Source organism: Microcoleus sp. OTE_8_concoct_300 (assembly GCF_031383065.1).
GTDB lineage: Bacteria > Cyanobacteriota > Cyanobacteriia > Cyanobacteriales > Microcoleaceae > Microcoleus.
The window spans coordinates 14,937-40,663 of the sequence record NZ_JANMZH010000486.1; the positions used below are offsets into that span (position 1 = coordinate 14,937).

The 25,727-nt window shown below is 46.8% G+C and carries 14 protein-coding genes; 8 read left to right on the forward strand and 6 right to left on the reverse strand.

Going from position 1 to position 25,727, the window contains the following annotated elements:
* Positions 1–16: 16 nt before the first annotated feature.
* From ACUVJL_RS22015 to ACUVJL_RS22025, 3 genes are all read left to right on the forward strand, one after another.
* A complete protein-coding gene (locus tag ACUVJL_RS22015; protein ID WP_445247783.1) occupies positions 17–5,548 on the forward strand; it encodes a PAS domain S-box protein in 5,532 nt (1,843 codons plus the stop codon).
* Between the two features lie 201 nt (positions 5,549–5,749).
* Positions 5,750–5,980 (forward strand): hypothetical protein, encoded by a 231-nt coding sequence (locus ACUVJL_RS22020; RefSeq protein ID WP_445247784.1) that lies wholly within the window; start codon positions 5,750–5,752, stop codon positions 5,978–5,980.
* Between the two features lie 72 nt (positions 5,981–6,052).
* Positions 6,053–10,216 carry an ATP-binding protein gene (locus ACUVJL_RS22025; protein ID WP_445247785.1) on the forward strand — a complete coding sequence of 1,388 codons (4,164 nt, stop codon included), beginning with the start codon at positions 6,053–6,055 and terminating at the stop codon, positions 10,214–10,216.
* 338 nt (positions 10,217–10,554) lie between these two features.
* On the opposite strand, the gene ACUVJL_RS22030 is transcribed toward ACUVJL_RS22025, so the two are convergent.
* Positions 10,555–11,094, reverse strand: a complete 540-nt coding sequence (locus tag ACUVJL_RS22030) for a GIY-YIG nuclease family protein (RefSeq protein WP_445247786.1) — start codon at positions 11,092–11,094, stop codon at positions 10,555–10,557.
* Between the two features lie 59 nt (positions 11,095–11,153).
* Positions 11,154–11,480, reverse strand: a complete 327-nt coding sequence (locus ACUVJL_RS22035; protein WP_445247787.1) for a hypothetical protein — start codon at positions 11,478–11,480, stop codon at positions 11,154–11,156.
* A gap of 395 nt (positions 11,481–11,875) precedes the next feature.
* Here ACUVJL_RS22035 and ACUVJL_RS22040 point away from each other — a divergent pair, with 395 nt between their 5' ends.
* A complete protein-coding gene (locus ACUVJL_RS22040) occupies positions 11,876–12,676 on the forward strand; it encodes a hypothetical protein (protein ID WP_445247788.1) in 801 nt (266 codons plus the stop codon).
* Positions 12,677–12,775: 99 nt separating this feature from the next.
* Here the strand turns inward: ACUVJL_RS22040 and ACUVJL_RS22045 are convergent, their stop codons facing one another.
* Together ACUVJL_RS22045 and ACUVJL_RS22050 are read right to left on the reverse strand one after the other, a co-directional pair.
* Positions 12,776–13,639 carry a sulfite exporter TauE/SafE family protein gene (locus ACUVJL_RS22045; protein WP_445247789.1) on the reverse strand — a complete coding sequence of 288 codons (864 nt, stop codon included), beginning with the start codon at positions 13,637–13,639 and terminating at the stop codon, positions 12,776–12,778.
* Between the two features lie 113 nt (positions 13,640–13,752).
* Positions 13,753–14,595, reverse strand: coding sequence for a pentapeptide repeat-containing protein (locus ACUVJL_RS22050; RefSeq protein WP_445247796.1), 843 nt, complete (start codon positions 14,593–14,595; stop codon positions 13,753–13,755).
* Positions 14,596–14,883: 288 nt separating this feature from the next.
* Here ACUVJL_RS22050 and ilvD point away from each other — a divergent pair, with 288 nt between their 5' ends.
* From ilvD to ACUVJL_RS22065, 3 genes are all read left to right on the forward strand, one after another.
* Entirely contained in the window at positions 14,884–16,569 is a 1,686-nt protein-coding gene (gene ilvD, locus ACUVJL_RS22055; RefSeq protein WP_445247790.1) for a dihydroxy-acid dehydratase, read from the forward strand.
* A gap of 446 nt (positions 16,570–17,015) precedes the next feature.
* A complete protein-coding gene (locus ACUVJL_RS22060; protein ID WP_445247791.1) occupies positions 17,016–18,026 on the forward strand; it encodes an AAA family ATPase in 1,011 nt (336 codons plus the stop codon).
* Positions 18,027–18,045: 19 nt separating this feature from the next.
* Positions 18,046–20,538, forward strand: coding sequence for a S8 family peptidase (locus ACUVJL_RS22065; RefSeq protein ID WP_445247792.1), 2,493 nt, complete (start codon positions 18,046–18,048; stop codon positions 20,536–20,538).
* 157 nt (positions 20,539–20,695) lie between these two features.
* On the opposite strand, the gene ACUVJL_RS22070 is transcribed toward ACUVJL_RS22065, so the two are convergent.
* A complete protein-coding gene (locus tag ACUVJL_RS22070; protein ID WP_445247793.1) occupies positions 20,696–21,226 on the reverse strand; it encodes a hypothetical protein in 531 nt (176 codons plus the stop codon).
* A gap of 140 nt (positions 21,227–21,366) precedes the next feature.
* Positions 21,367–23,313 (reverse strand): ATP-binding protein, encoded by a 1,947-nt coding sequence (locus ACUVJL_RS22075; protein WP_445247794.1) that lies wholly within the window; start codon positions 23,311–23,313, stop codon positions 21,367–21,369.
* A 627-nt stretch (positions 23,314–23,940) separates the two neighbouring features.
* Here ACUVJL_RS22075 and ACUVJL_RS22080 point away from each other — a divergent pair.
* Positions 23,941–25,584, forward strand: coding sequence for a YcjF family protein (locus ACUVJL_RS22080; protein ID WP_445247795.1), 1,644 nt, complete (start codon positions 23,941–23,943; stop codon positions 25,582–25,584).
* Positions 25,585–25,727: the final 143 nt, after the last annotated feature.

Sequence of the window (25,727 nt, forward strand, 5' to 3'; positions counted from 1 at the left end):
CTACAGGTCAACAAAAATGAGTCGGTTTCAGGTCTTGCCCTTACCTATTAATTCTTACAGCATTGCTACATTGAGTGCCGACACGGCTTTAATGCTGACAACTCTGTTACTGTTTTCATTCAAGGCAGCTCCTGCAATCTTACTTTTGGCGGCTGCAATGGTTAGCGCTTGGTATGCTGGCTTAAAGTCCGCAGAAAGAAAACTAGAAGTAGAACGTAAGATTATTTCAAAAGTAATTGACACGACGGCTTGCTTGATTGTAGTGCTCGACAGCCAAGGACGGATTCTCCGCTTCAACCAAGCTTGCGAAAAAACTACAGGCTACTCGACAGCAGAAGTTATTAATAAATATGTTTGGGATTTGTTCTTGATTCCCGAAGAAATAGAACCAGTTAAAACAGTTTTTACCAAACTCAGCGGCGAACATTTTAACAGCGAATATCAAAACTATTGGCGCAGTAAAAACGGCTCGAAACGCTTAATTTCTTGGTCGAATACTGTGACGACAGATGGGGAGGGTTTGGTAGAATATGTGATAGCAACTGGCATAGATATTACTGACCGCAAAGAAGCAGAAATAGCCCTGGCTTTATCCTACACTAAGCTAGAAAGCCGCGTCAAACAACGCACAGCCGAACTGACAGTAGCTAAAGAAGCGCTGCAAGCTCAAGAAGAACGATTTCGCTGTTTAAGTTCCTGTTCGCCGGTCGGCATTTTTATGGCTGATTTTGAGGGGCGCTACACCTATGCAAACCCTCGCTGTCAGGCTATTTGTGGGTTGAGTTTGGCAGAACTTTTAGGAGACGGTTGGGAGAATTGCATTCACCCGGAAGACGGAGATCGGGTATTGGCCCGATGGTTGGATTATACTCGGGAAGGTGGGGAATATGCGATCGAGTATCGCCTGCAAACACCAGAGGGAATTGTGCGCTGGATTAACGTTTGTGCCTCGCGGATGTTCTCGGACTCCGGCGAACTCATCGGATACGTGGGCACGGTGAGAGATGTTACCGAAAGACAACAAGCGCAAGCAGCTTTGAAAAGCAACGAACAGCAACTGAGAACGCTGCTAGAAAATACGCCAGATATCATTATCCGCGCTGACAAAGAACTGCGTTATATTTATGTCAATCAAGCAGTTGAAAGAACCCAAGGAAAACCAGTTTCATTCTTCTTAGGTAAAACCAGTCAAGCAATAGGAATGCCGCCCGAACTGTGCCAGATGTGGGAGGAAACCCTGCACAAAGTGTTAGAAAAAGGTCGAGAAGAAATCATCGAATTTCAGGCCTTCTCAACCAACGGGATCAGAACTTATCAATCCCGCGTAGTTCCAGAATTTGACAAAGACGGCGTACCAGAATCGGCCTTAATTGTCGCCCGCGATATCACAGAACTAAAACTTGCAGAAACTCAAAGATTGCAGTTAACAATCGAGCACGCAGCGAGGGAAAAAGCGGAGATAGAACAGCAGCGCTCGGCATTTTTAGCAGATGTCAGCAAAATGCTCGCTGCTGCGTTTGACGGGGAAACGGTGCTGCAAAAGGTAGCAGAATTAGCAGTAAATTCGATCGCGGACGGGTGCTGCATTCATTTGACCGAAACCGACTCAAAAGTGCGTCTAGTCGCTGTGGCTCACGCAGAACCGTCCACGATTGATACTATTAATAGCTTCAGAATCCGAAACCCGATCGCCGACAATGCTGTTAACGGCTATCCGCTGGTAATCCGCACCGGAACATCCGAACTAATTGCCGAAGTGGATGAGGAAATTTTAGCAGCAGTCACCGAAAATGCAGCAGAAAAGGAAAAATTGCGTGAAGCGAAGCTATCCCGTAGGGAATCGCTCAATATCGGCTCTCACGCTTGTGTACCGCTGAAGGCTCGCGGGCGGGTAATGGGTTCGATCACTTGCTTTACCTCGAAGTTGGGCCGCCGCTACAGTGCAGAAGACATGGCAATGCTAGAAGATTTAGCATACCGTGTGGCGATCGCCCTAGACAACGCCAGACTTTACACAGAAGCGCAGCAAGCACTATCTCAAACAGCGCAATCCTTAGCCTTAATTGACGCGTTGTTAGAAGCATCTCCCCTAGCGATTTGCTTTCTCGATAGCCAAATGCGCTTCATCCATATCAATCACGTCTTAGCAGAACTCCACGGTTTGTCTGCTCAACAGCATATCGGTCAAGACTTCCGGGAATTGTTGCCAGAATCCGCAGCCAAAACTTGTTTAATTATTGAGCAAGTTTTAGAAACCGGTCAGCCTGTTTTAAACGTAGAAATTAGCGGCGAACCTCCTGGAAAACCCGGATATTTCGGCTACTGGCTCGCCAACTACTACCCAGTGAAAAATGATAGGGGAGAAATAATCGGAGTCGGGCTAATTATCACAGATATTACCGCAGCAAAAAAAACAGAATTAGCTTTGCGGGAAAGCGAAATGCGATTCCGCAGCGTGGTAGAATCTAACATGATAGGCATCGGTTTCTGGGATGCCAACGGCGAAGTTACTGACGCTAACGACGCCTTGCTGGAAATGATTGGATATACGAGGGAAGACTTAGTTTCGGGACAGATTCGCTGGCGCGATATCACGCCGCCGGAATACGCAGAACTCGATCGCATCGCCGTCGCGCAAGTCGCAGCCGCAGGAAGTTGCGCGCCTTTTGAAAAAGAATACCTCCGCAAAGACGGCACGCGCTTCCCAGTTTTAGTCGGGGGCGGAAACTTCCAAGGATGTACAGACAAAGGAGCATTCTTCGTACTAGATATCACGGCTCGCAAACAAGCCCAAAACCAACTTCAAGAAAACGAAATACGCCTTCGCCACCAACTAGCAGAACTCGACTTAGTTTACAACACCACACCGGTCGGGCTGTGCTTTGTCGATACCAATTTGCGCTACATCCGCATCAACGAATGCCTCGCTCAGATGAACGGCCGCTCGATCGCAGAGCACCTCGGGCGCACCGTTAGAGAAGCGATTCCGGAAATGGCCGATATGGTAGAGCGGATTTACCGCCAAGTGCTGGCGACGCAAACCCCCGTGCTAGACTGGGAAATTAAGGCCGAAACCCCGCAACAGCCGGGAGTTTTGCGGGATTGGCAAATCAGCTTTTACCCCGCGATCGATGACTCAGGAACACTGCTGGGAGTCAGCACCGTGGTTGCCGAAATCACCGATCGCAACCAAGCAAAACGGATAATTCAGCAAAGCGAAGCCATATTCCGGCGGCTGATCGAGTCCAATATTTTCGGAGTCGCGATCGGCGATCTTAGCGGCCGCATCACCTACGCTAACGAATCCCTGCTCAATATGGTCGGCTACACCCGCTCAGATATGCTCTCCGGTAACATACCGTGGGACAGGATGACCCCCCCCGAATACCTGTACCTCGATGCCAAGGCGGTCGGGGAACTGCGGGCTAAGGGAGTCGCAACTCCTTTCAAGAAAGAGTACATCCGCAAAGATGGCAGCCGCGTACCACTTCTGATGGGCGCGACGACTCTGGGCCAGGACGATCGCGGATCAGAGACGATCGTCGCATTCTTCATCGACTTGACCGAGATATCGCGGGTGGAAGCAGAACTCAAAAAGAATCAAGAACGGCTGCAAATCGCTCAGCAAGCAGGCAAAATCGGAACTTTTGAATGGAACGTCGAAACCAACGAGATCGCGTGTACGCCGGAGTTAGAGGCTTTGTACGGGCTGCCGCCGGGCGGTATCGACAACTATGAAAGTTGGGCCCAAATGCTGCATCCAGACGATCTCCCTGTTATTCAAAAGCAGGTAAAGGCTGCCAGGGCCTCCGGGGAGGAATTAAACATTGAGTTCCGCATCTGCCGCCGGGACAAAAGTGTGGGCTGGATTGCTTGCAGGGCTAAGGTGTTTCCCGACGATGGGGGTTTGCCTTTGCGGATGATCGGGGTGAACGTCGATATTAGCGATCGCAAACAAGCAGAAGCAGCGCGATCGCAGATCGATCAAACTTTAGAAGCCTTGATTCAGGCTTGTCCCCTATCAATTACCGTTTTCAGTGCCGACGACGGCACTGTGAAAATGTGGAACCCAGCCGCCGAAAGGATTTTTGGCTGGTCCGAATCAGAGGCGGTAGGTCAATTTGTGCCCAGCATTCCCCCAGACAAGCGGGAGGAATTCATGGCGAATTTGAAAGGAATTCGCGAAGGAAACCCGATCGCCGGAATGGAAACCCAGCGCCAAAGGAAAGACGGCACTTCGATCGACCTCGCTGTGTGGGCAACTCCAGTCCGCGACAGCAACGGCAACATCAACTGTCTGTCGATCGTCGCCGACATCAGCGATCGCAAGCAAGTCGAGGCAGAACGCGCTCAGTTGCTCGATCGCGAACAGGCCGCGCGGGCCCAAGCAGAAGCCATCAACCGCCTGAAAGACGAGTTTCTAGCCACTCTTTCCCACGAATTGCGCACGCCTATAAATGTGATCCTGGGCTGGGCGCAGAGGCTGCGCGCCCGCCCGTACACTGAAGAGGATTTAGCTGGTGGTTTGGAAGCGATCGAGCGTCAGTCGAGGGTGCAGATGCAGCTAGTGGAAGATTTGCTCGACGTTTCCCGGATTATTCAAAACAAGCTGGATCTCAAACAGGGCTGGTTCTACATGGTAAGGGCGATCGAGGAGGCTCAGAATTCAGTTCGTTTCGCGGCCTCCGCCAAGTCTGTCACCGTTTCCTCAGAATTGGACCCTGCAGTCGGCTTGATGTGGGGCGACGCCAAAAGGTTGCAGCAGGTAGTGTGGAATTTGCTGACTAACGCCGTCAAGTTTACGCCTTCGGGGGGAACTGTGGAACTGCGCTTATCTGCAGTAGGTGTTACCGATTCCTCATCACCTAATTACCTGCAAATTACTGTCAGCGATACCGGAAAGGGCATTTCCAAAGAGTTTCTGCCCTACGTGTTCGATCGCTTCCGACAAGCAGACGGCTCGATTACTAGGGCTGACAGCGGTTTGGGCCTGGGATTGGCGATCGTCCGGCACTTGGTGGAACTCCACGGCGGCACTGTGACTGCGGAAAGTCCTGGTATAAACAAGGGGGCGACATTTACGGTGAAACTGCCTCTCAAGCAGCGTCGGAGTCGGCAGCCTCCGTTGAGAGGGGAAAAGAAATCCGATCAAATGCGTCCGGGTATTTTGGCAGGTTTAAAGGTGTTGGTAGTTGACGACGAACCCGACAACCGCGATTTTTTGATGGTTGCGCTAGAATACTTCGGGGCGAGTGCGACTGCTGCTGCTTCGGCTGCAGAGGCGATCGACATTTTACAGCAGTCGCCGCCGCATATTTTAGTCAGCGATATCGGTATGCCCGCGTCAGACGGCTACTGGCTGATCCGCAAAGTGCGATCGTCGGCATCCGACAAAATCAAGCGCTTGCCGGCCGTGGCGCTGACAGCTTATGCTAGCGAAGAAGACCGCGATCGGGCGATCGCCGCCGGTTACGATGAACACTTAACAAAGCCGATCGATCCCGCTCTCTTCGCCACCGTTTTAGCTAAGTTAACAAATTTGCATTAGGTAGTTTGTTATATCAAATCTGTTAGCATCGGAATTATTCCTATCTCTCTTCTCTTAATCTGCGTGAATCTGCGTCAATCCATTGTCATCTGCGTTAAAGAAATTATCTTTTTTTAACCGCAGATGAGGGCAGATTAACACAGATTAACGCAGATTAATTATCTCAATTTCGGTTGTACCATCCATCGGGAATTGTTGAAAATGGGTAGTTCTCTGCCAACTACTAAGCCCTTTATACAGCTTTTAATTAACGATATAATTGCCGAAAAACCAAAAAAATCTATAAAAATAATGACAGTTTTTGTCAGTAGCAATCAATCAAATGCCAAACAGCTAGCAACAGAACTGACAGAAGCATATTTTGACAGTCCCGCCCAATCTTCCCTAGTAGTTGGCTATATTGAACCCGGAGGAAAATTTCCGAGCCTGTAGGGCGCGCCAATTGTCCGGAAAGGCAGACTACAGCAGTTAAAATTCGATTACCAGCGCAATTCCCTGACACCCATGCCCATTTATCCCCTCAACCGCCCAGTCGCCAAACTTTTCAGCAAGCTTCCCCTGCGAGCGGTTCTGATTGTTCCCTTTGTTTTGCAAACAGTCAGCGCCGTCGCGCTAGTGAGCTTTCTTTCTTTCACAAGCGGTCAGGAAGCAGTCGAGGATGTAGCGCATCAGCTAATCGAACAAGTAGGAGAACGGATTAGCGATCGCCTCACCGATAATGATGGGCCCTCGGCAATCAATACCTTTCTGGCTCGGCTGCGCTTCTCTGGGTCGGGACACACTTTTATTATGGATCGATCGGGCAATCTGGTTGCCACATCCACACTAGAAACACCCCTGGTGGCGCCAGCAAAAAAGCAACCGACGCCACTGCGAGCCACCAACAGCAAGGATACCCGAACGCGAGATATTGCTCGACAACTCGCCAACCGATTTGGCAACTTCCGCACGCTGCAAACAACCCAGCAATTTACCCTGGCTAGCAAGCGCGATGGCGTCCCGCCCCGCAAGCTACGGCAGTTTGTCCGCGTCACTCCTTATCGAGATGCCCGTGGCTTGGATTGGTTGATTGTGGTGGTGGTGCCAGAGTCTGATTTCATCGATCGCCTTCAAGCAAATACGCGCAACACATTGTGGTTGTGTGCTGGTACGCTGTGGCTGGCGATCGCGATCGGATTGTTGACTTCCCGTTGGGTGACAAAGCCAATTATGCGCTTGAATACCGCCGCCAAAAATGTTGCCAAAGGAGAATGGGATCAACCTTTAGAAATTAGACGCTGGGATGAAGTCGGAGAACTCGCCAATTCCTTCAATCAAATGGCAGCCCAACTTCAACAGGCTTTTGCAGACCAAAAATCTTTAAATGAAGCCTTAGAGCACAGCGAGAGCCAACTCAAGCAATTTTTAGAAGCCATACCTGCGGGAGTATCTATCCACGATGCCTCGGGAAAACTCGTGTACTTAAACCAAATTGCCAAGCGTTTGAGCGGCGTAGAAAATATCCCCGACGTGACTTTAGAAGAAGCAGTAGAAGTTTATCAAATCTACCGCCAAAACCAGCCGTATCCAACTGAAGAACTGCCCGCATTCCGAGCGCTGCGGGGCGAAACTGTGTTCTGTGAAGATTTAGAACTTCATCGAGATGGCGAAATAATTCCTCTTGAGGTGCGCGCCGCACCAATTTTCGACGCAGGCGGAAACATTATTTATGCCATCAATGCTTTTTCTAACATCGCACAGCGCAAACAATCTGAAAAAACCTTAACTGACTACAATCGCACTTTAGAAGCCGAAGTTGCCGAACGTACCTGCGCCTTAGCTAGTGCTAACGAACTATTACAATATGAAATTGCCGATCGCCAATTGCTAGAACAAAAGTTTTTTACTTCGAGCGACCAAATTATGAAAATATTTGAGTCGATCACAGATATTGTATTAATTTTAGACTCCGCCGAAAAAACCATCCAAATTATACCCACAAAGGGGATTTTTTTATACAACTATCAGACGAATCAGAGCGACTCCATCATCGAACAATTTATTCAGAAGGAAAGCGAGGAAATTTATTTCGCTCAGGTTCGACAGGCATTGGAAACCAAACAAACTATTAGTTTTGATTACAGTCTGTGGATTAATAACCAAGAAGTTTGGTTTGCTGCTAAAATTTCGCCGCTGTCCGATAGCTCCGCGGTTTGGGTAGCGCGCGACATTAGCGATCGCCAGTTGGCAGAATCCCGACTGCTCGAAGCCCAAAAAATTGCCCGCATTGGCAGTTGGGAACACGATATCGCCACAACCACCACCACTTGGAGTGAAGAACTCTATCGCATTTACGAACTCGATCCGACTCAAAAACCGCTGCCAACCGAACAATTAATCGAGCGCTTTCATCCAGAAGATCGATCGCGCTATCTCACAATGGTTCGGGAGCAAGCTATGAATGGACAAAGCTTTGAAATAGATCTGCGGCTAATCCGAAGAGATGGCTCGCTCTGTTACATAGAATTCAGAGGGAAACCGGTTTACGATCAAAAAGGGCAGTTGATGCGTTTGTTCGGCACTGTGTTGGATATTAGCGAACGCAAACAAGCCGAGTCAGCTTTACGAGAAAGCGCGCAGAGAGAACAAGCCATCGCCCGATCGATCGATCACATCCGTCAATCCTTAGATATTGACACAATATTCCAAACCACAACCTCTGAACTGCGACAAACCATAAAATGCGATCGTGTCAGTATCTATCGTTTTAATCCTGATTGGAGCGGGGAATTTGTGGCCGAGTCAATGGGTCCGGGCTGGATGTCTCTGATGCAAAAACCCAAGGATTTTAATTGGCCAAACAATCTCGTCGAAGACTCTCGCTGTACCGTTAAAACTATGCAAGTCTGCCCTGAGCCAGTGCGGGATACCCATCTACAAAAAAATCAAGGCGGTATGTATGCTAGAGGCGTTCCTTACCGCATAAGTGAAGACATATACAGCGCTGGCTTGAGTCCTTGTTACCTGGAAATGTTAGAGCAATTTCAAGCTAGAGCCTACGTTATTTTCCCCATATTTTGCGGCAATCAACTTTGGGGTTTGCTCGCCAGCTATCAAAATTCTGTACCCCGCACTTGGCGCGAAGCAGAAATCAATATTGCGCGGCAAATTAGCACTCAACTGGGAGTCGCCTTACAACAAGCTCAATTGCTCGAAGCCACTCAACAGCAAGCAGTACAGCTCCAACAAGCCACCTGGGCAGCAGAAGCCGCCAACCTCGCCAAAAGCACTTTCCTGGCAAATATGAGCCACGAACTCCGCACCCCGCTAAACGCAATTCTGGGATTCTCGCAATTGATGCAGCGCTCTACCAACCTCACTCGCGAACAACACGAAAATATCCGCATCATCAACCGCAGCGGAGAACACTTGCTAGCTCTGATCAATCAAATATTAGATTTAGCCAAAATAGAGGCCGGACGCATTACCCTCAACCCAACAGGCTTTAAATTAACCAGCCTGCTGAACGAGGTGGAAGAGATGTTTCAACTCCAGGCACGGGAGCAAAAATTGCAGTTAATATTTGACTGCTCTAGCGAGCTCCCCGAATACGTGCAAACCGATCAACTTAAGTTGCGCCAAGTTTTAATTAATCTGCTTTCTAACGCCATTAAGTTTACGAAAGAAGGAGGCATTACGGTCAGAGTAAGCTCGGCTATAGAGCATGAAAATCAGCAATTACCAATCAGTAATTACCTATTACATTTTGAAATAGAAGACACTGGCTCCGGCATGGCGACCGATGAGTTAGATAAGCTTTTTCAAGCCTTTGTGCAAACCAAAACAGGGGTAACATCTCAGCAGGGAACAGGCTTGGGGCTGGCTATCAGCCAACAGTTTATCAAGCTGATGGGCGGCCTGATTACTGTGCGTAGCAAAGTGCACTCCGGCACCACCTTCGCCTTTGATATCCCCGTCAGCGCCGTTGATGCGACGGTCATTCAACCCGTACAGCCACCGCGTCGGGTGATAGCTCTGGAACCCAATCAACCGCGCTATCGTATTTTGATTGTGGACGATAGCGCGTACAACCGCCAACTGCTAATCAAACTGCTGGCTGTCTTTGACTTTGAACTCAAAGAAGCCAGCAACGGGCTAGAAGCTATGGAAGCGTGGTCGAGTTTTGAGCCGCACTTAATTTTTATGGATATGTGGATGCCGGTGATGGATGGATATGAAGCGACGAAACGCATTAAAGCCACCGTTAAAGGTTCAGCTACCGCAATTATTGCCGTGAGTGCGGCTAAGGTAGAGGAAGCGGGAACCGTTACTGTATCAGATGATTGCGATGACTTTATCCACAAACCATTTCGAGATACAGAAATCTTTGCCACCCTGCACAAACATCTCGGAGTGCGTTACATTTACGATGAACCGGAGAGTGTGCCCGAGTCAACTCAAATCGAGGCTGCGACTCCAGAGACTCTTGCAGCTTTACCCGCAGATTGGCTGGCAGCTTTAGAGAAAGCCACAATTGAGTGCGATTTAGAGTTAATTCTGATCCAAATTGAGCAAATTCGCGATCGAAATGACGCTTTAGCTAGCGCTTTAGCCGCATTGGCTAACGAGTTTGAGTTCAATCAAATACTAGCTCTCATCCATCCCGAAACAAAAGAGAAATGGTATTAGCTCGGGTTCGTAGTGGGTACGACCGTCCTGATAAAACCCCCTTGGACGGTCGTACTCACTAAAAACCTATAAAGGTTATTTTACCAGACTAGATATGAATTACGAAGCAACTCCCCCTGTTATATCAAATCCGTTGACATCAGAATTATGCATCTCTCTCTTCTCTTTCTCTGTGTCCTCTGTGCCCTCTGTGGTTTAATCATTCCGATATAACCGGAATTGATATTAAAAGGGAATATATCAGATAGATTGTACCCGAGCATCTGTAGGGACACGGCAATGCCGTGTCCGGCGCGGTAATGCTGTTTTCCTACGGTTCGCAGTCAGGACTGTTGTATTTACTTTAAATCCAGCAATCCGCTCGTTTTCAGCTTAGGATTAAACCGGATTTCTTCAGTCACACCGCGAGCTTTCAGCAGCGATAAAATTTCATTTTCCACCCGCCGCGCTACATTTTTCAACAATTTATCTTTAGCAACTTCATCGGCCAAGATACCTTCATAATTTGCCGTTTCTTGGGCAGTCATCACAGTTTTGGTGTCGATGGGATCGTTCCACTTGGCAGCATCGGCACCATTGCCTTGGGGTTGGGAACCGTTTTCGGCAATCCAACTCGATCGGATGCTTTCTAGAATAGTGCGGCTGGGTTTCTCGATAGTTTGGACTTTCAGCCAGTAGCAATATTGGGTTTGGCGTACCAAATGCTGTTTGAGGCTGAGGTAAATATCGCGAGAATAACCGACAAATTGCAGGACTTTCTCGTTGTCAAAAATCGCGTAAACGCCAATTTTTCCCTGGATAAATTCGGGCAATTTCCCCTCGGAGTCAATGTAGGGAATGAATTCTAAGCTGGCGAGAGAGTGAATGTCTTCTGTCATCCGATTTTAGATTTTAGATTTTAGATTTTAGATTAAACCACAGATTAACCAGCCTTGACCTAACTCTTGAAAACGCGATAAACGGCACAGAGGCGGCTGGGTTTAAATATTTTGGCTTGGAACATGAAATTAGGCGGGACGTTGACGATCGCAAAATCGCTCGATTCGTGATACTTTTCAAATTCAGCAGGCATTCCCTTCGGCGTCTCGCTGCTGTAAGGGACGGGCTGAAAAAATAACTCGGCAAACTCAATGCGCGAGCACTGCAATTGTAGCGCTACTTGTTGGAGAAAGCTTTCACCGGTTAATAAACCCGACAGTGCTGTTTTAGCATCAGGTTCGAGGACAAAACTGGCATCGTAGCTTTCAATAATCTTAAGACCCATTTTCTGTATACTCCTGACAGACGGCGGTTAACGGTTATCGGTTAACTGTTGAGCGATCGACTTATTTTGAATTTTACCTGATACTGACCGTTTTGAAAGCAAAAGCCTTTCGGCAGAAGGTAGGAGGTCAATCGATTTTAGATTTTAGATTTTAGATTAAAGAATTGAAGCATTGACCCCACGGATAAATTCGGGGGGCAAGTTTCTCGGATACAGGTTTTTTATTTCACCGGTCCTGACTCTGCTTTCGGAATGAATCTGGGGGCTTGTATCCTGGATGCTTTCGGTCAATAAAAACAGCACAATTCCTAAATTTTGACCCATAGCCCTGATTTATTTCCCGATCGCTTTTATCATGTCCCTATCGCAATCTACCAGACTACGACAAAAAGGCTATGCAGAAGATCGAAGACGCATCATTCCCAGCTTTGAGAAGTGCCCCAAACCAGCCGGACTGGCTAGAATTGGCAGAATACGCCTCTGTTGCCGGTTCAGCGATTGGCACGATTGCTGCAGGATTGTCGGGCCAAATTCTCTACGCTGCCGCCCCCTTAACCGCAGCACTATCGCTGAATCTCGCCAATCGCCAGCGTTTCGAGCAACAAATGCAACAAAAGGCAAATTCTGCGGTTGCGGAGGTACAGGCCTCCGTAGAAGGTCGCTCTCGGCAACTTCAGATACTACCTGGAGAACCTGCGGAACTCTACACTGCTGTCTGGGACTTGCAGCAGAAACTAAGCGGCTTGGAATCCGGGACCATCGCCGAGGTACAAGCTGCCGTAGCCGGACTCGAACGCCAAGCGCAGGCCCTTCCTGCCGATTCTCAGGAGTTCAACACGCAACTGTCGGATTTGCAGCAAAAAGTCCGGATTTTGGAAAATAGCGCCCTGAGAGAGCATGATTGGGAAAATGTCAACGTCCGATTGTTATTGATGGGCGAAAAGTTAACTGAAGTTAAAACTATTACAGCTCAGTTACAGGAGCGATCGAACGAAGTAGACTTGAATGAAATCCAAGGTTCTCTGAAGCAATTGCAGGATTTGCTCGATCGCCCCACAATAGACACAGGAATGCTGCAAACCGAGATTCAGCATTTGCAGCAGCAAGTTTCCGAGTTGCAGCGGCAAAATCAAGAAATTGTCAAGCCTTATTTGCAGCGTCTGACTCGCGCCGTGAAGAAACTATCAGCAAATTAGTCGTTAGTTATTAGTTTTTCCTAGGGTGTTGGGCCCGGCGCACCGAACCCCAGTCCTTCCTAGGGTGCCGGCCCGGCCGCGCACCTTACCAATTACCAATTACCCGTTACTAAATTTTTGCCAAGCTTGCCAGAAAACATAAATCGATAACACAGCCAAGAACGATCGAAAAGCTAAACTAACAATACGATCGGGCAATCTCGGCAAAAACCGCGTGCTCACCTGCACGCCCAACAAACCGCCGCCGCCGAGAATCAACCCCGCAACCCACAAAACATTCCCGCGCGCCGCGTGTCCCGCCGTCGCTGAAATTGCCGTGATGACAATGACGCCCAAGCTCGTTTGAATTGCGGTTTTAAGGCTTTCTCCTAACAGCAAAATTTGCAGGGGAACCATAATCACGCCGCCGCCTACTCCAAACAAACCCGCTAATAAACCCGCAGCACTGCCGGTAGCAATTTTAGCCAAAGTAGGATGGAATAAAATATTTGAATTTTTTGGTAGTTGGTAATTGGTAATTGGTAATTGAGGATTTTCCCCTTCTCCCGCTTGTCCTGCTAGTTCGCCAAGTTCAGGTTCCGCTTTCTCCTTAGCTGTCAGGCGCGATCGTACTTCAATCAAATAAATATTCAGCCACAGCAACAGCCCAAAAGTAAGTAACAGCAAGTAAGGGGGAAATATCCCCGCCAAATAAGCACCGATTTGTGCTGTGATGACGGCTGGAAATCCGATGCCTGCGACTTGACTCAAGCTGAGGTAGCCCATGCGCCAATTCTGGATGCTGCCAGAAATAGCTGTAATGACGATCGACAAACCGCTAGTAGCAACTGCTTGCACCGGGGGGTAATTGAGAGCCACCAACAAAGGCACGATCGCCGTACCGCCGCCGATACCCAAAAATCCCGCTAGAATTCCGGCAAAAAGTCCGGCCGCACCCAGAATCCATAATTCGCTGACAGTCATCAGATTTTAGCTTTTACTATGAGTAGAAATTTTAACTCAAAACTCAAAATTCACAAGTCAAAACTCAAAACTCAAAACTCAAAATTCACAAGTCAAAACTCAAAACTCAAAACTCAAAACTCATTAGTTGTGCCGTCCGGCATAATTGCCCGCCTCAAATCTGCATCGCGGAAGTTAGTTCGATTGACATTAGCATCAATCAAAACCGCTTCCGCCAAAATAGCCGCGCTAAAATTAGACCAGCAAAGCTTAGCCCGGTACAAATTAGCACCGCTCAAGTTAGCAGCGCGCAGCGTTGACCAACTGACATTAGCAACTCTCAAATTAGCATTGCTCAGATTAGCTTCGGTGAGATTAGCTCCAACCATCGTTACTTGGCGCAAGTCTGCACCAGTCAGGTTAGCCCGGCTCAGCATCGCCCCACTGAGAATTGCCTGACTCAGATTAGCTCTTTCTAAAAGCGCCTCGCTGAGGATGGCATTTGTCAGGTTTACCGCTTTGAGATTTGACCAACTCAAATTGGCTTTCATCAAATTAATGCGAATCATGCTAGCGTCGGTTAAGTTGGCAGCAAACAAATTCGCTTCGGTAAAGTTGGCTTCGGTCAAATTAGCTTCGGTCAAATTAGCCTTGGTCATGTTGACTTCTCTGGCCATTGAGCCGCGCAGGTTGGCTCCGATCAGGTTAGCCCCGCTGAGATTGGCGCGGCTCAAATCGGTACCGATCAGATTGGCTTCGCTGAGGTAGGCTTCCGTCATGTCCACTCCTGACAATTTCACCTCGCGCAAGTTCGCTCCCGTCAGGTTAGCGCCTTTGAGGTTTGCGTCTTGGAAATTCGCTCGGGTAAAGTTAGCCTCGCTGAGGTTTACACCTTTTAAGTCGGCCCCGGCGAGGTTAATCTCTCGAAAAATTCTTTCTCCGGCCGCATATTGCCTCAGAATTCGATCGGCCTCCATGTCATTCGCCTCGCAATTATTTTCAAACGTTAGGGTGATGGGTTTTACCACATCATCCCAGATAACCACGGTATTAACCCTCCACGCTGTAGTATCTGTAGAATCTTTGCACTGCTTTCGGGGCAATGCTGTGCTGCTCGCGGATAAAAGGCCTGACAAATATCAACGCTTCTGAGAAAATCAAAAATAGGGTAAAACTCTCGGCACTGGGCCCTCAAACAGCCAGCAGCAAAGAAAAACAGACAACAGACAACTCAACAACGGACAACTGACAAAGGAAATTTTAAAATGCCTGAAAATTTGAGAAGCCAAGCTGTGACTGGGGGCGTGCAGCGCGCGCCCAACCGGGCAATGCTGCGGGCAGTCGGTTTTGGCGACGGCGATTTCACTAAGCCTATTGTGGGGATTGCCAACGGGTACAGCACGATTACGCCCTGCAATATGGGATTGAACGATCTCGCTTTGCGGGCTATTGCGAGTGCAAAGGAAGCCGGGGCAATGCCACAGGTGTTCGGTACGATTACTATCAGCGACGGGATCTCGATGGGAACTCAAGGGATGAAATATTCTCTGGTGTCGAGAGATGTGATTGCGGATTCGATAGAAACTGTTTGCAACGGCCAAAGTATGGACGGGTTGCTGGCTGTCGGCGGTTGCGATAAAAATATGCCGGGGGCGATGATTGCGATCGCCCGCATGAACATTCCTGCTATTTTTGTTTACGGTGGCACGATCAAACCCGGACACCACAACGGACGGGATTTAACCGTTGTCAGCGCTTTTGAAGCAGTCGGTCAATTCAGCGCGGGCAAAATTGACGAAACAGAACTCAATGCAGTGGAACACAAAGCTTGTCCGGGTGCGGGTTCTTGCGGCGGAATGTTCACAGCAAATACGATGTCGAGCGCTTTTGAAGCAATGGGCATGAGTTTGCCTTATTCTTCGACAATGGCTGCTGAGGATGCCGAAAAAGCTGACAGCGCTGCCGAATCTGCAAAAGTTGTGGTGGAAGCGATCCGCAAACAGTTGCTACCAAGCCAGATTTTGACACGATCGGCCTTTGAAAATGCGATCGCGGTAATTATGGCAATCGGCGGTTCAACCAACGCTGTGCTGCATTTATTGGCCATTTCAAATGCGATCGGCGTTGAACTGTCCCTCGACGATTTTGAAACTATTCGAGCAAAAGTACCAGTGCTGTGCGACCTCAAACCCAGCGGCAAATACGTAGCAACCGATTTGCACAAAGCCGGCGGCATTCCTCAAGTAATGAAAATGCTGCTAGAACAGGGTTTACTACACCCAGACGCGCTGACAATTACCGGCAAAACTATTGCTGAAGTGTTAGCAGATATTCCAGCCGAACCCCGCACCGACCAAGATGTCATCCGCCCTTGGAACAACCCGCTTTACGCCCAAGGACATTTAGCAATTCTGAGGGGAAATCTGGCAACAGAAGGAGCCGTTGCTAAAATTACGGGCGTTAAGAAACCGCAAATTACCGGCCCGGCGCGGGTATTTGAATCTGAAGAAAATTGTTTGGATGCAATTTTAGCGGGCAAAATTCAAGCCGGAGATGTGATTATCATCCGCTACGAAGGACCCAAAGGCGGGCCGGGAATGCGCGAAATGTTAGCACCAACTTCGGCAATTATTGGCGCAGGTTTGGGCGATTCTGTAGGATTAATTACTGACGGTCGCTTCTCTGGCGGAACTTACGGCATGGTTGTCGGTCACGTTGCACCTGAGGCGCAAGTAGGAGGCACAATTGCTTTAGTAAAAGAGGGCGATTCGATTACGATTGATGCTAACAATCGCTTGTTGCAGCTCAATGTTTCTGATGCAGAATTGGAGCAGCGGCGGGCTCTTTGGCAGCCTCCTAAACCTCGATATACTAAGGGCGTTTTGGCTAAATACGCTAAGTTGGTTTCTTCTAGCAGTGTTGGTGCTGTGACTGATTTGGGTTTGGGTTAAAGTAGGAAATTTCAACCGCAGAGGTCGGCAGATAAACGCAGATGAACGCAGATAAAATTGTATCTGCGTTCATCTGTGTCCATCCGCTGATATCTGCGGTTACAAATTTCCAATCTAATTAATTGGCTACGAGCGACGCTCGGGATATCATCAACGAACCATCAAAAGTTTATCCAATCCTTGTAATTAGTGAGTGTATTTTACTTTTGAGTGTAATTTATTCCATAACAGGATATTTGAACGACCAAAAAATATCGGGTAAGGCAATAAAATAGTTCACAATAAAAATCTTATATAGTTATAAAGAAAGAGTTTTAATTGCTATTAAAGTGGATATTTCAGCTCTACAATAAATCGATATATATTATGTTTGAAATGTTGACTTTTTAGGAAATATGTAGTATGTTTAATTAAGGTAGATAAACTGTTTAACTCCCATTCTAAGTATGGCGCGTGGCGAAACCCTCAGAAAACTCTTCAAAAGCTTCTCTCATAACGAGAGAGAAGGGTTTTTGGCTGCAGCTATGGAAATTATTGAAGAAGAAAGAAATAAAAATCACCTCTTACTTGCTAGAGATTTGGAAAAGCTGCTTCAAAACGGCAATGGATACATCAAACCCTTAGCTGCTAACCCGACTCCCTGGCACCAATTTCCTGAGCCTCCTAAAGACAAGGATACTGGACTTGCCTTGCTTGATGTCAAACAATTTGACCTTACTTGGGATCACATCGTCCTGAGTGAAAAAATTTTTGATATCCTGCAAGAAATCGTCCTCGAAAACCGTAAACAAGATATCCTTGCAGCCTATAACCTCAAGCCCAAAAACAAATTACTCTTCTGTGGCCCCCCTGGGTGTGGTAAAACCCAAACGGCAAAAATCCTATCTAGCGCCTTGGGGCTCCCACTTGTTTACGTGAACCTGACAGCAGTATTCTCTTCTTACTTGGGTCAAACTGCAACCAATCTTCAGAAAATTTTTACCTACATTGAAAAGGGTGAGTGGCTGGTTTTGTTCGATGAGTTTGACGCTATAGCCCGCGATCGTGATAACTTAAATGAACATGGTGAAGTTAAACGCCTCGTGAATAGCTTACTACAGCTCATAGATAATGCGACCAATCAAAGTATATTTGTTGCTGCTACTAATCACGAAAAACTACTGGATAGTGCCGTATGGCGACGATTTGATGAAGTTATTTTCTTCGATAATCCCACGGTTGAACAGCGGACGGCGCTTTTAAGTCGCTATCTGTCTGCAATCCGTTATACTGCAATTAATCTATCTACTTTTGCAGATCGGCTTGAGAATGCTACTGGAGCAGATATAGAACGGATCTGCTCCGATGCAATTAAAGCCGTGGTTTTGCGAGGAGAACGTACCGTGACTGCTGATGATTTAGAGGTGGCGATTGGGCGCTTTCTAGAAAGACAAAGTGTAATAGCAAGCTCAAAGTAATTATTTACGTCTAATCCTAATGGTAAGTAAGTTTGACCACCTGAAATTACCCAGAATCAACATTGAATCACCTCGGCGCTCTGCTGCTAGGGGTGGCTTTGGTGGTACAAAACGTGATGTCAGCGAACACGGTAGGCGTTTATTAAATCAACTTTCTCCCTTGATTGAGCCTGTTAAGGAAAAGACTAGCCCCTTCCGTCTTGACCCAAAATTGATTTTTAAGATCAAAATTGCTAAAAAAGGCTATTTCTCAGAAGACATGGTGACTCAAGCAGGACTAAATTTACTAGCTTGTGAACCCAATAAAGCGATTGTTGTCTTTTCATCGGACAATCAGCTAACTGAATTCCAGAGAGGGTTAGAAAATTATCGTCAAATTCAAGAATACCCAAAGTATGAATACTTAGGAGCGATTGATGAGCTAGTTCCCCTCGAACGTGAAGATCGTATTGGTCGTTTGTTGGAGCAAAAGCCTGTAGAATTAGGTGAACTTACCGCCTTAGATTTGGAACTTTGGCACACAGGCGATCGCACAGAGATGCGAAAGTATTTAGATGATATCGCCGAAGTGCTAGAGAGCTTACCCAGCGATACTGCTCCTATGAGAATGAGCGATAGCTACATAGGTGAATATCTGTGTATTGCTCGGATTAAAGTCACCCACGAAGTTTTAGAGCTTTTGCTGCTAGAGGAAATAGTTAAAGAAATCGATCGCCCTCCCCAACCTGCATTTGAAAGAACTGCTGATTATAATCTGCCAATTTCTGATTTTCCCGATGTTGTTGCCCCACCTGAAAATAATTGTGGCATTCTGGTTATTGATTCTGGTGTACAGCGCGGTCATCGGTTGATTGCTCCGGTGTTGGGTGAAACTGAAGTATTCCCAGATCCAAAAAGGGAATTCATAAAAGGTGGCTCTGACGATGTAAATGGACATGGTACTAATGTCGCGGGAATTGCTATCTATGGAAATGTTGAAAACTGTATTAAACAACGTTCATTCGATCCAACGGCTTGGCTATTTTCTGCCCGTGTGACAAACGAAAAAAACGAATATCATGAAGACCTTCTTGTAGAAACTCAACTCGATCAAGCCATTCGTGCTTTTGTTGAACAGTATCCCAATTGCAAAGTAATCAATATCTCGCTAGGTAACGCTGACCAAATTTACCGAGATGGGGCGAAGCAGTTTCGATTAGCTGCCAAAATAGATGAAATTGCTTATGACTACCAACACAAAAATATTGTTTTTGTGATTTCAGCAGGCAATGCTTTTTATGAAGAGGCAAAATCAGATGAGCAACTACGGACTGATTACCCCAATTATCTGCTGAAAAAGAGCGCTCGAATTATCGATCCAGCTACTTCAGCAATTGCAATAACGGTAGGTTCTTTATCATTAGGTCGCGGTAGTATTACAGAACCCTCTGATGTTCGTCGTCAGGCGATCGCCAAACTACCAGGATACCCCTCTCCGTTCACTAGAACAGGTTTTGGGGTCGATGGAATGATTAAGCCTGATGTTGTAGATTTTGGCGGAGATTTGGTATTAGATCTTAGTTATCGAGCCAACCTGAATTTACCTAAAATCACTGAATTGCCAGATAATGTAGCTGGTGTTTCTGTTGTGACTCTATCCAAAGATTTAAAAAGTTCTTTATTTCAAATCTGTAGCGGTACAAGCTTTGCGGCTCCTCGTGTTGCTAACCTGGCTGCTCAACTTTTTACAAAATATCCCGATGCCAGTTCTAACTTAATTCGGGCGCTTATTGTCAATTCTGCGCTTCTTCCTAAAGAAATTCCTCGCCAATTTCAATGTAACAAAAAGCAGTCTCAAAGTATAAATACAAAACAAATTAAAAAGCAGTTAGCCATCTATGGTTATGGACAGGCTGACTTAGAACGTGCAATGTATTCTGCTGAAAACTATGTTGTTCTATCAGAAGATAATATTTCGATCAATGTAGGCTATTTTCATATTTATGAAATTCCCCAGTTGCCACCTGAATTTTTTGAGATAAAAGGCACTCGTATATTGTCCATTACCCTAGCATTTGATCCGCCAACTAGCCCAACTCGCGGAGACTCATATCTAGGAGTCACAATGGAATTTGAACTTTTTAAAGGAATCGATCGTGAAATTATTAGAAAAGCTTATGAAGCTGCTGGCAAGACGAGTTCTCCTGATGAGTCCACAGACAATACAAAAGGAAACTTAATAAAACAATATGGCTCTGGCATTGAAGTCAAACTATCTCCAGGCTCCAATCTTCGCAAGAAAGGAACAGTCCAAAGGGGACAAGTAGAAATTTTTCCCCAGTTTAGAAAATATAATGAAAAAAACATGACCTTAATTGTGAGTTGTAATCGTAAATGGGCAAAATTAGATGAAATAAAAACGCAGCGTTATGCGTTAGTTGCTTGCATTAGCCATTCCGATCCTCAAGTTGATTTATATAATCGTATGCAAAACCAGATGGCCCAGAGAGAGAGAGAAAGAGCAAGAGTTTAACTGATGATGGGGTAGTCTAAGTCACCTCCGACTAAAAAAGCATAATAGAGCGAAATTACACATTAATTTGTGTTAATTATGCGAGCAGACTTTCCATCATGTCAAACTCTGCCATTTAGAGCGATCGCCCGCCAATCTCTATCCCCCCATCTTAACGCTAACTTCGCTGATTCAAAAAGCGGCCTGCCATCGACATGGCGTCAGTAATATCTACGTCGCCGTCTCCATCTGAATCTAAAAACGTATTCAAAACGGGATTGCTGCCTTGGGCTGGATTTTGGGCGTTGCTGCCGGTTTTTAGCAAATTCAGCACCAGGGGCACCAAAACAGGTATCATCGCCTGCACTGTGGCGTTATTCAAACCGGTTCTTTGGGCGATATCGGCTACTATCTGGGTCAGTTGGCCGCCTCCAAACAAACTCTGTACCGCTTGCGGATTGGGATTTGTGCCGCTAAATTGGTTGACAATTTGTTGAGCTTGTGCGTCTCCCGACTGCGATCGCACGTTTTGCAATGCCGATCGCACGTATCCGCCCAAAACCGACATTGCTAACTGAGTCGTGCCTGTATTGACGCCCTGGTTGCCGCTCAACTGTTCTACCGCACCGAGAATGTTGCCCAACTGATTGGGACTTGCTTGTTGGTTGGGATTGTCGATCGCGCTCAAAATTTGGTCAAATAGTCCCATAATTTTTGCTCCGTACAGTTGTTTCTCAACTTTAAATTATAGCAACTCCTGTTTTTCAAGATTACGAAAAATAGTTTTGAGTTAGTATTATCACTCCTCTAGTGGCGTAGCGACAGCCAGTCAGTAAGCAATCTCAAAACTCATGATTTTTTATTTTTTACAATTCCTCTCACCTCGGACTTGGTTTGCCCATTCCCGTTGTAGAGGGAATTAGATTCGCGAGGAATTGGAGGTTTTGACAGCGGATTTTGCATTAAATCCTCATGCTTAATCGGCAGGGCGATCCCAAATTCCGTCCCGGTTCCTACCTCCGACCAAAAGTTAATCGTCCCCCCGTGTTTCTTCACGATAATTTGGCGGCCGATGGTCAATCCCAAACCAGTACCTACACCTCTCGGTTTAGTGGTAAAGAATGTTTCAAACAATTTTGCTTGAGTGGAGGCAGGTATTCCCATACCGTTATCGGAAATTCGCACTATCACTGAGTCCTCGTCCAAGTATTCTGTAGTAATCACAATCCTCGGCGAAAAATTAGGTGATTGCTGTTTGATTGACTCCGAAGCCGATTGTTGTTTCGCCTCCTCAGAGCTAGTTTTCTCCATTTTTGCTTTTTCTTCCACAGCATCTAGTGCATTGTTCAGAAGGTTCACAAATACCTGGTAAAGCAAACCCATATAGCCTTCAACATTCGGAATGTCCCCGTAATTTCGCACCACTTCAATGCCCTGTTTGACTCGGCTGTTGAGCATCAGCAAACTGCTGTCTATGCAGGCGTGCAAATCGACGGAATTAGGGGTCGAATCGTCGAGGCGAGAAAAATCTTTCAAACTTAAGATAATAGCTTTGGCTCTTTCAGCACCCACTTGCATCGAGTCAAATATTTTCATCAAATCTTCTTTGAGAAAATCGATGTCTATTTCTTCGGCTTTGGCGCTTATTGCGGCGGGTGGCGGGTTGGGGATTTCTGTTTCGTAAGTTTCGAGCAAATCTAAAATATCTTCAACGTAAGTTCTGGCTGGGTCGATATTGGCATAGATAAAATTGATTGGGTTGTTAACTTCGTGAGCAACACCGGCTAACATCCGCCCCAAAGTTGCCATTTTCTCATTTTGGAGTACCTGGCTTTCTTGTTCAGATTTCAATTCTTCTAGCAAGTGATTTACTTTCTGAATCAGTTGATTCAGCGAAGCTGCCAATACTCCTACTTCATCGGTGCTGGTAACTGGTACTTGCAACTGAAAATTAGATTCTTCAGTCACTCGCTGAGCAATTTTAGTTACAGCGGCGAGGGGTTTGGCGATCGCCTGACTGGTGAAGCCCGCCAGCAGTGCTGCAACGACGATCGACAGTGCCATGCTACCAAAAATTATTTGCTCCCGCAGCGCCTGCGCTCGCTGCAGCGCCTCCCGCCCTGCATCTTCTTGCTCTTGGGCGCGATCGATAATTTCTGCTATATCATTGACCGCCCTATCTAGTTGTAACCCAATTTTATCTCGTTCTAAATTCGACAGCAACTTTAGTTTAACACTTTTTTGAGCAGGTGTTTTGGGCAAATCACTAATTTTTTTATTAACTGTTTCTAGCTGGTAAATATAATTAGAAATTAGCGGAGTGTAAGTTTTTTTAAAACTTTGTAAACCTTCTATCTGTTCCTCCCTATATTTCTGACTTTTAAGTTCAGATAGGGAAAACTTTAAACTGTAAACATTGTTTTGTAGCTGTTGGTATTTTTTGTCAAATATTTGGGGCTGTTCGAGCCAGTAACTCATCCATTTTTGGCTGTTTTGCGTCCGCAGTAAAGCCACCTGCAACTTATTTAAAAGCTGACTATCTCGATCGAGGTGTACTTGATTCTTAGTTAGTTGATAGTAATGATTGCCCGTCAACATCCCCACAACCGTTCCCCCAATCGCAACACCAAGAGCCAGTGCGTACCCACGGCAGATTTTGTCGTGAATACTGAGGTTGCCCAAGGAACGGGCTATGTGAGCGAAATAATTGGGCTTTGGTGGCTGGCTCTCTTGGATGTTAGGCTCGCAAGAGGTAGAGAGTTCTTGTGAAGGCTGGTTCAGATGTTTGATATGCATAGATGCGAACCTGTGAATAATTCACGCACTGACAATTCAGTTTAACTTAACGAGCGCTTGATTTGAGAGTACCGCATAGATACTTAATTTGATGATTTTTGTGAATTAGGACGCTTTTACCCTGCCTAAGAAACCCGGTTTCTCGTTACCGCTGTCACAGCTTCGAGGACGCACTTACGTTAATAAACCGGGTTTCTGGGTTCTTCATGTAATTTTTTATTCTTAGAAAAAGTATTGCTCGACTCGCGATCGAATAAATCACCGAATAAATAAGTAGGTAGATGCAAATAAGCCAGCCTGCGCTTTGGGCGGGCGATTCCCTAGGGGATAGCTAGGCTTCACGGCTGTAGCTGAGTGGTCGTGCAAGCTACAATTGCAGACTCGGGGGCTCGCGCAGTTGTCCGTCTGCACCAGCTACCGCTAAAACCCCGCAAATCGCGCCCGCAGTCGGACAGAATCGGGAGTTGCGGGCTCGCGCAGTACGATCCTCTTCGAGGGCTTCGCTAACGGGCGCTTCGCCATTTTAGATTTTAGATTTTAGATTTTAGATTTTAGATTTGCAATGACTGATGACTATCGGCGTAATGTAAAAATCAAAGCATAACCCTTTTATTTGCCGCTTTCCTCATGCCTTTGCCGCGCCTGTTAACCTTAATTGCTGCTTTCTGCCTCGCCCTGGGGCTGATTATTGGGCTGGTGAGTTCCTTAACTGGGCTTTACAGTCAAGTTGCGTGGTCTGCTTCGCCGCTGCTGGCTAATTTGCTGATTTTCCTGATAATTGTACTTTTGGCAACGCTAATTTTTGCGCTGTTTTACTATTTTAGGCTGCTGCAACGCCCTCAGAAAGTTAAGGGAAAACGGGCGATTAATCCGAAGGTTCCTGTTGTCAAAAGTGAAGCTGCTTCGGAAAATCTCAAAGCAATCAGGCAACAAGTCGATCGCATTCAAGATGAAGTAGCGCGGCAAGCTTTGCTGTTGAGAGCCCGCGAAATTGAAGCTAGCATGGCTCGCGGCAGCGTTCGAGTAGTTGTTTTCGGCACCGGTTCTGCGGGCAAAACTTCCGCTGTCAATGCGCTGGTGGGGCGGATGGCGGGACAGGTGGGCGCGCCGATGGGAACTACCGAAGTTGGGGAAACTTACACTCTGAAATTGAAAGGAATCGATCGAGAATTAGCAATTACTGATACCCCAGGCATCTTGGAAGCAGGAGTAGCGGGAACCTACAGAGAGGAATTGGCGAGGCAGTTGGCGGCCCGGGCAGATTTGATCTTATTTGTTTTGGACGGCGATTTGCGCAAATCCGAGTACGAACCGCTGCGGGCTTTGGCGGAAATTGGCAAAAGGTCGATCGTGGTTTTTAATAAAGTTGACCTTTATCCCGACAGCGACAGAGATGAAATTCTCGCTCAACTGCGGCAGCGAGTTAAAGGTTTTGTATCAGCAATGGATGTAGTCGCCATTAGCGCCAATCCGCCAAAAGTGGTACTAGAAGACGGCACAATTTTTCAGCCAGACCCGGATATTATGCCATTAATTCGGCGCATCGCTGCGATTTTGCGAGCCGAAGGCGAAGACTTAATTGCGGACAATATTTTGCTGCAATCTCAGCACTTGGGAGACCAAGCGCGCAAGTTAATTGACGCTCAAAGGCGACGGCAAGCTGATAAGGCAGTAGAGCGATTTCAGTGGATAGGAGCCGGAGTAATTGCCGTAACGCCTTTGCCAGTTGTGGATTTACTGGCGACAGCAGCAGTTAACGCTCAAATGGTAGTAGAAATTGCCAAGATTTACGGCTGCGAATTAAATATCGATCGGGCGAAAGAATTGGCATTGTCTCTAGCAAAAACCCTAGCAAGTTTGGGAATAGTTGAAGGGGTAATTCAAGTAGTATCAAGGGCGCTGCAGTTAAGCGTAGCCGGGTTTGTACTTGGCAAAGCAATTCAAGCCGTCAGCGCGGCTTATTTAACCAGAATTGCCGGTAAAAGTTTTATTGAATATTTCCGCCATGACCAAGATTGGGGCGATGGTGGCATCGCCGAAGTCGTGCAAAGGCAGTTTCAGTTAAATAGGAAGGACGAGTTTGTAAAAGCATTTGTCAAAGATGCGATCGCCCGCGTTGTCGAACCTCTGAACATCTATCAGCAAGAATCGGAACCCGAATTAGAAATGTCAGCAGAATTAGAACCAGAATTAGAACCAGAACCATTGTATCAGTCGCAGCCCGACGAAGATTGGGAAACTTACAGTAACAAACCAAACGATGACTGGTAATGATACCAATTTTTTATGAGGCTGCATAGAATCCGATCCCCCCTAGCCCCCCTTAATAAGGGGGGGACAAGATTCCGATCAAAGTCCCCCTTCTTAAGGGGGATTTAGGGGGATCGAGATATGTGCAACTTCACATTAAATTG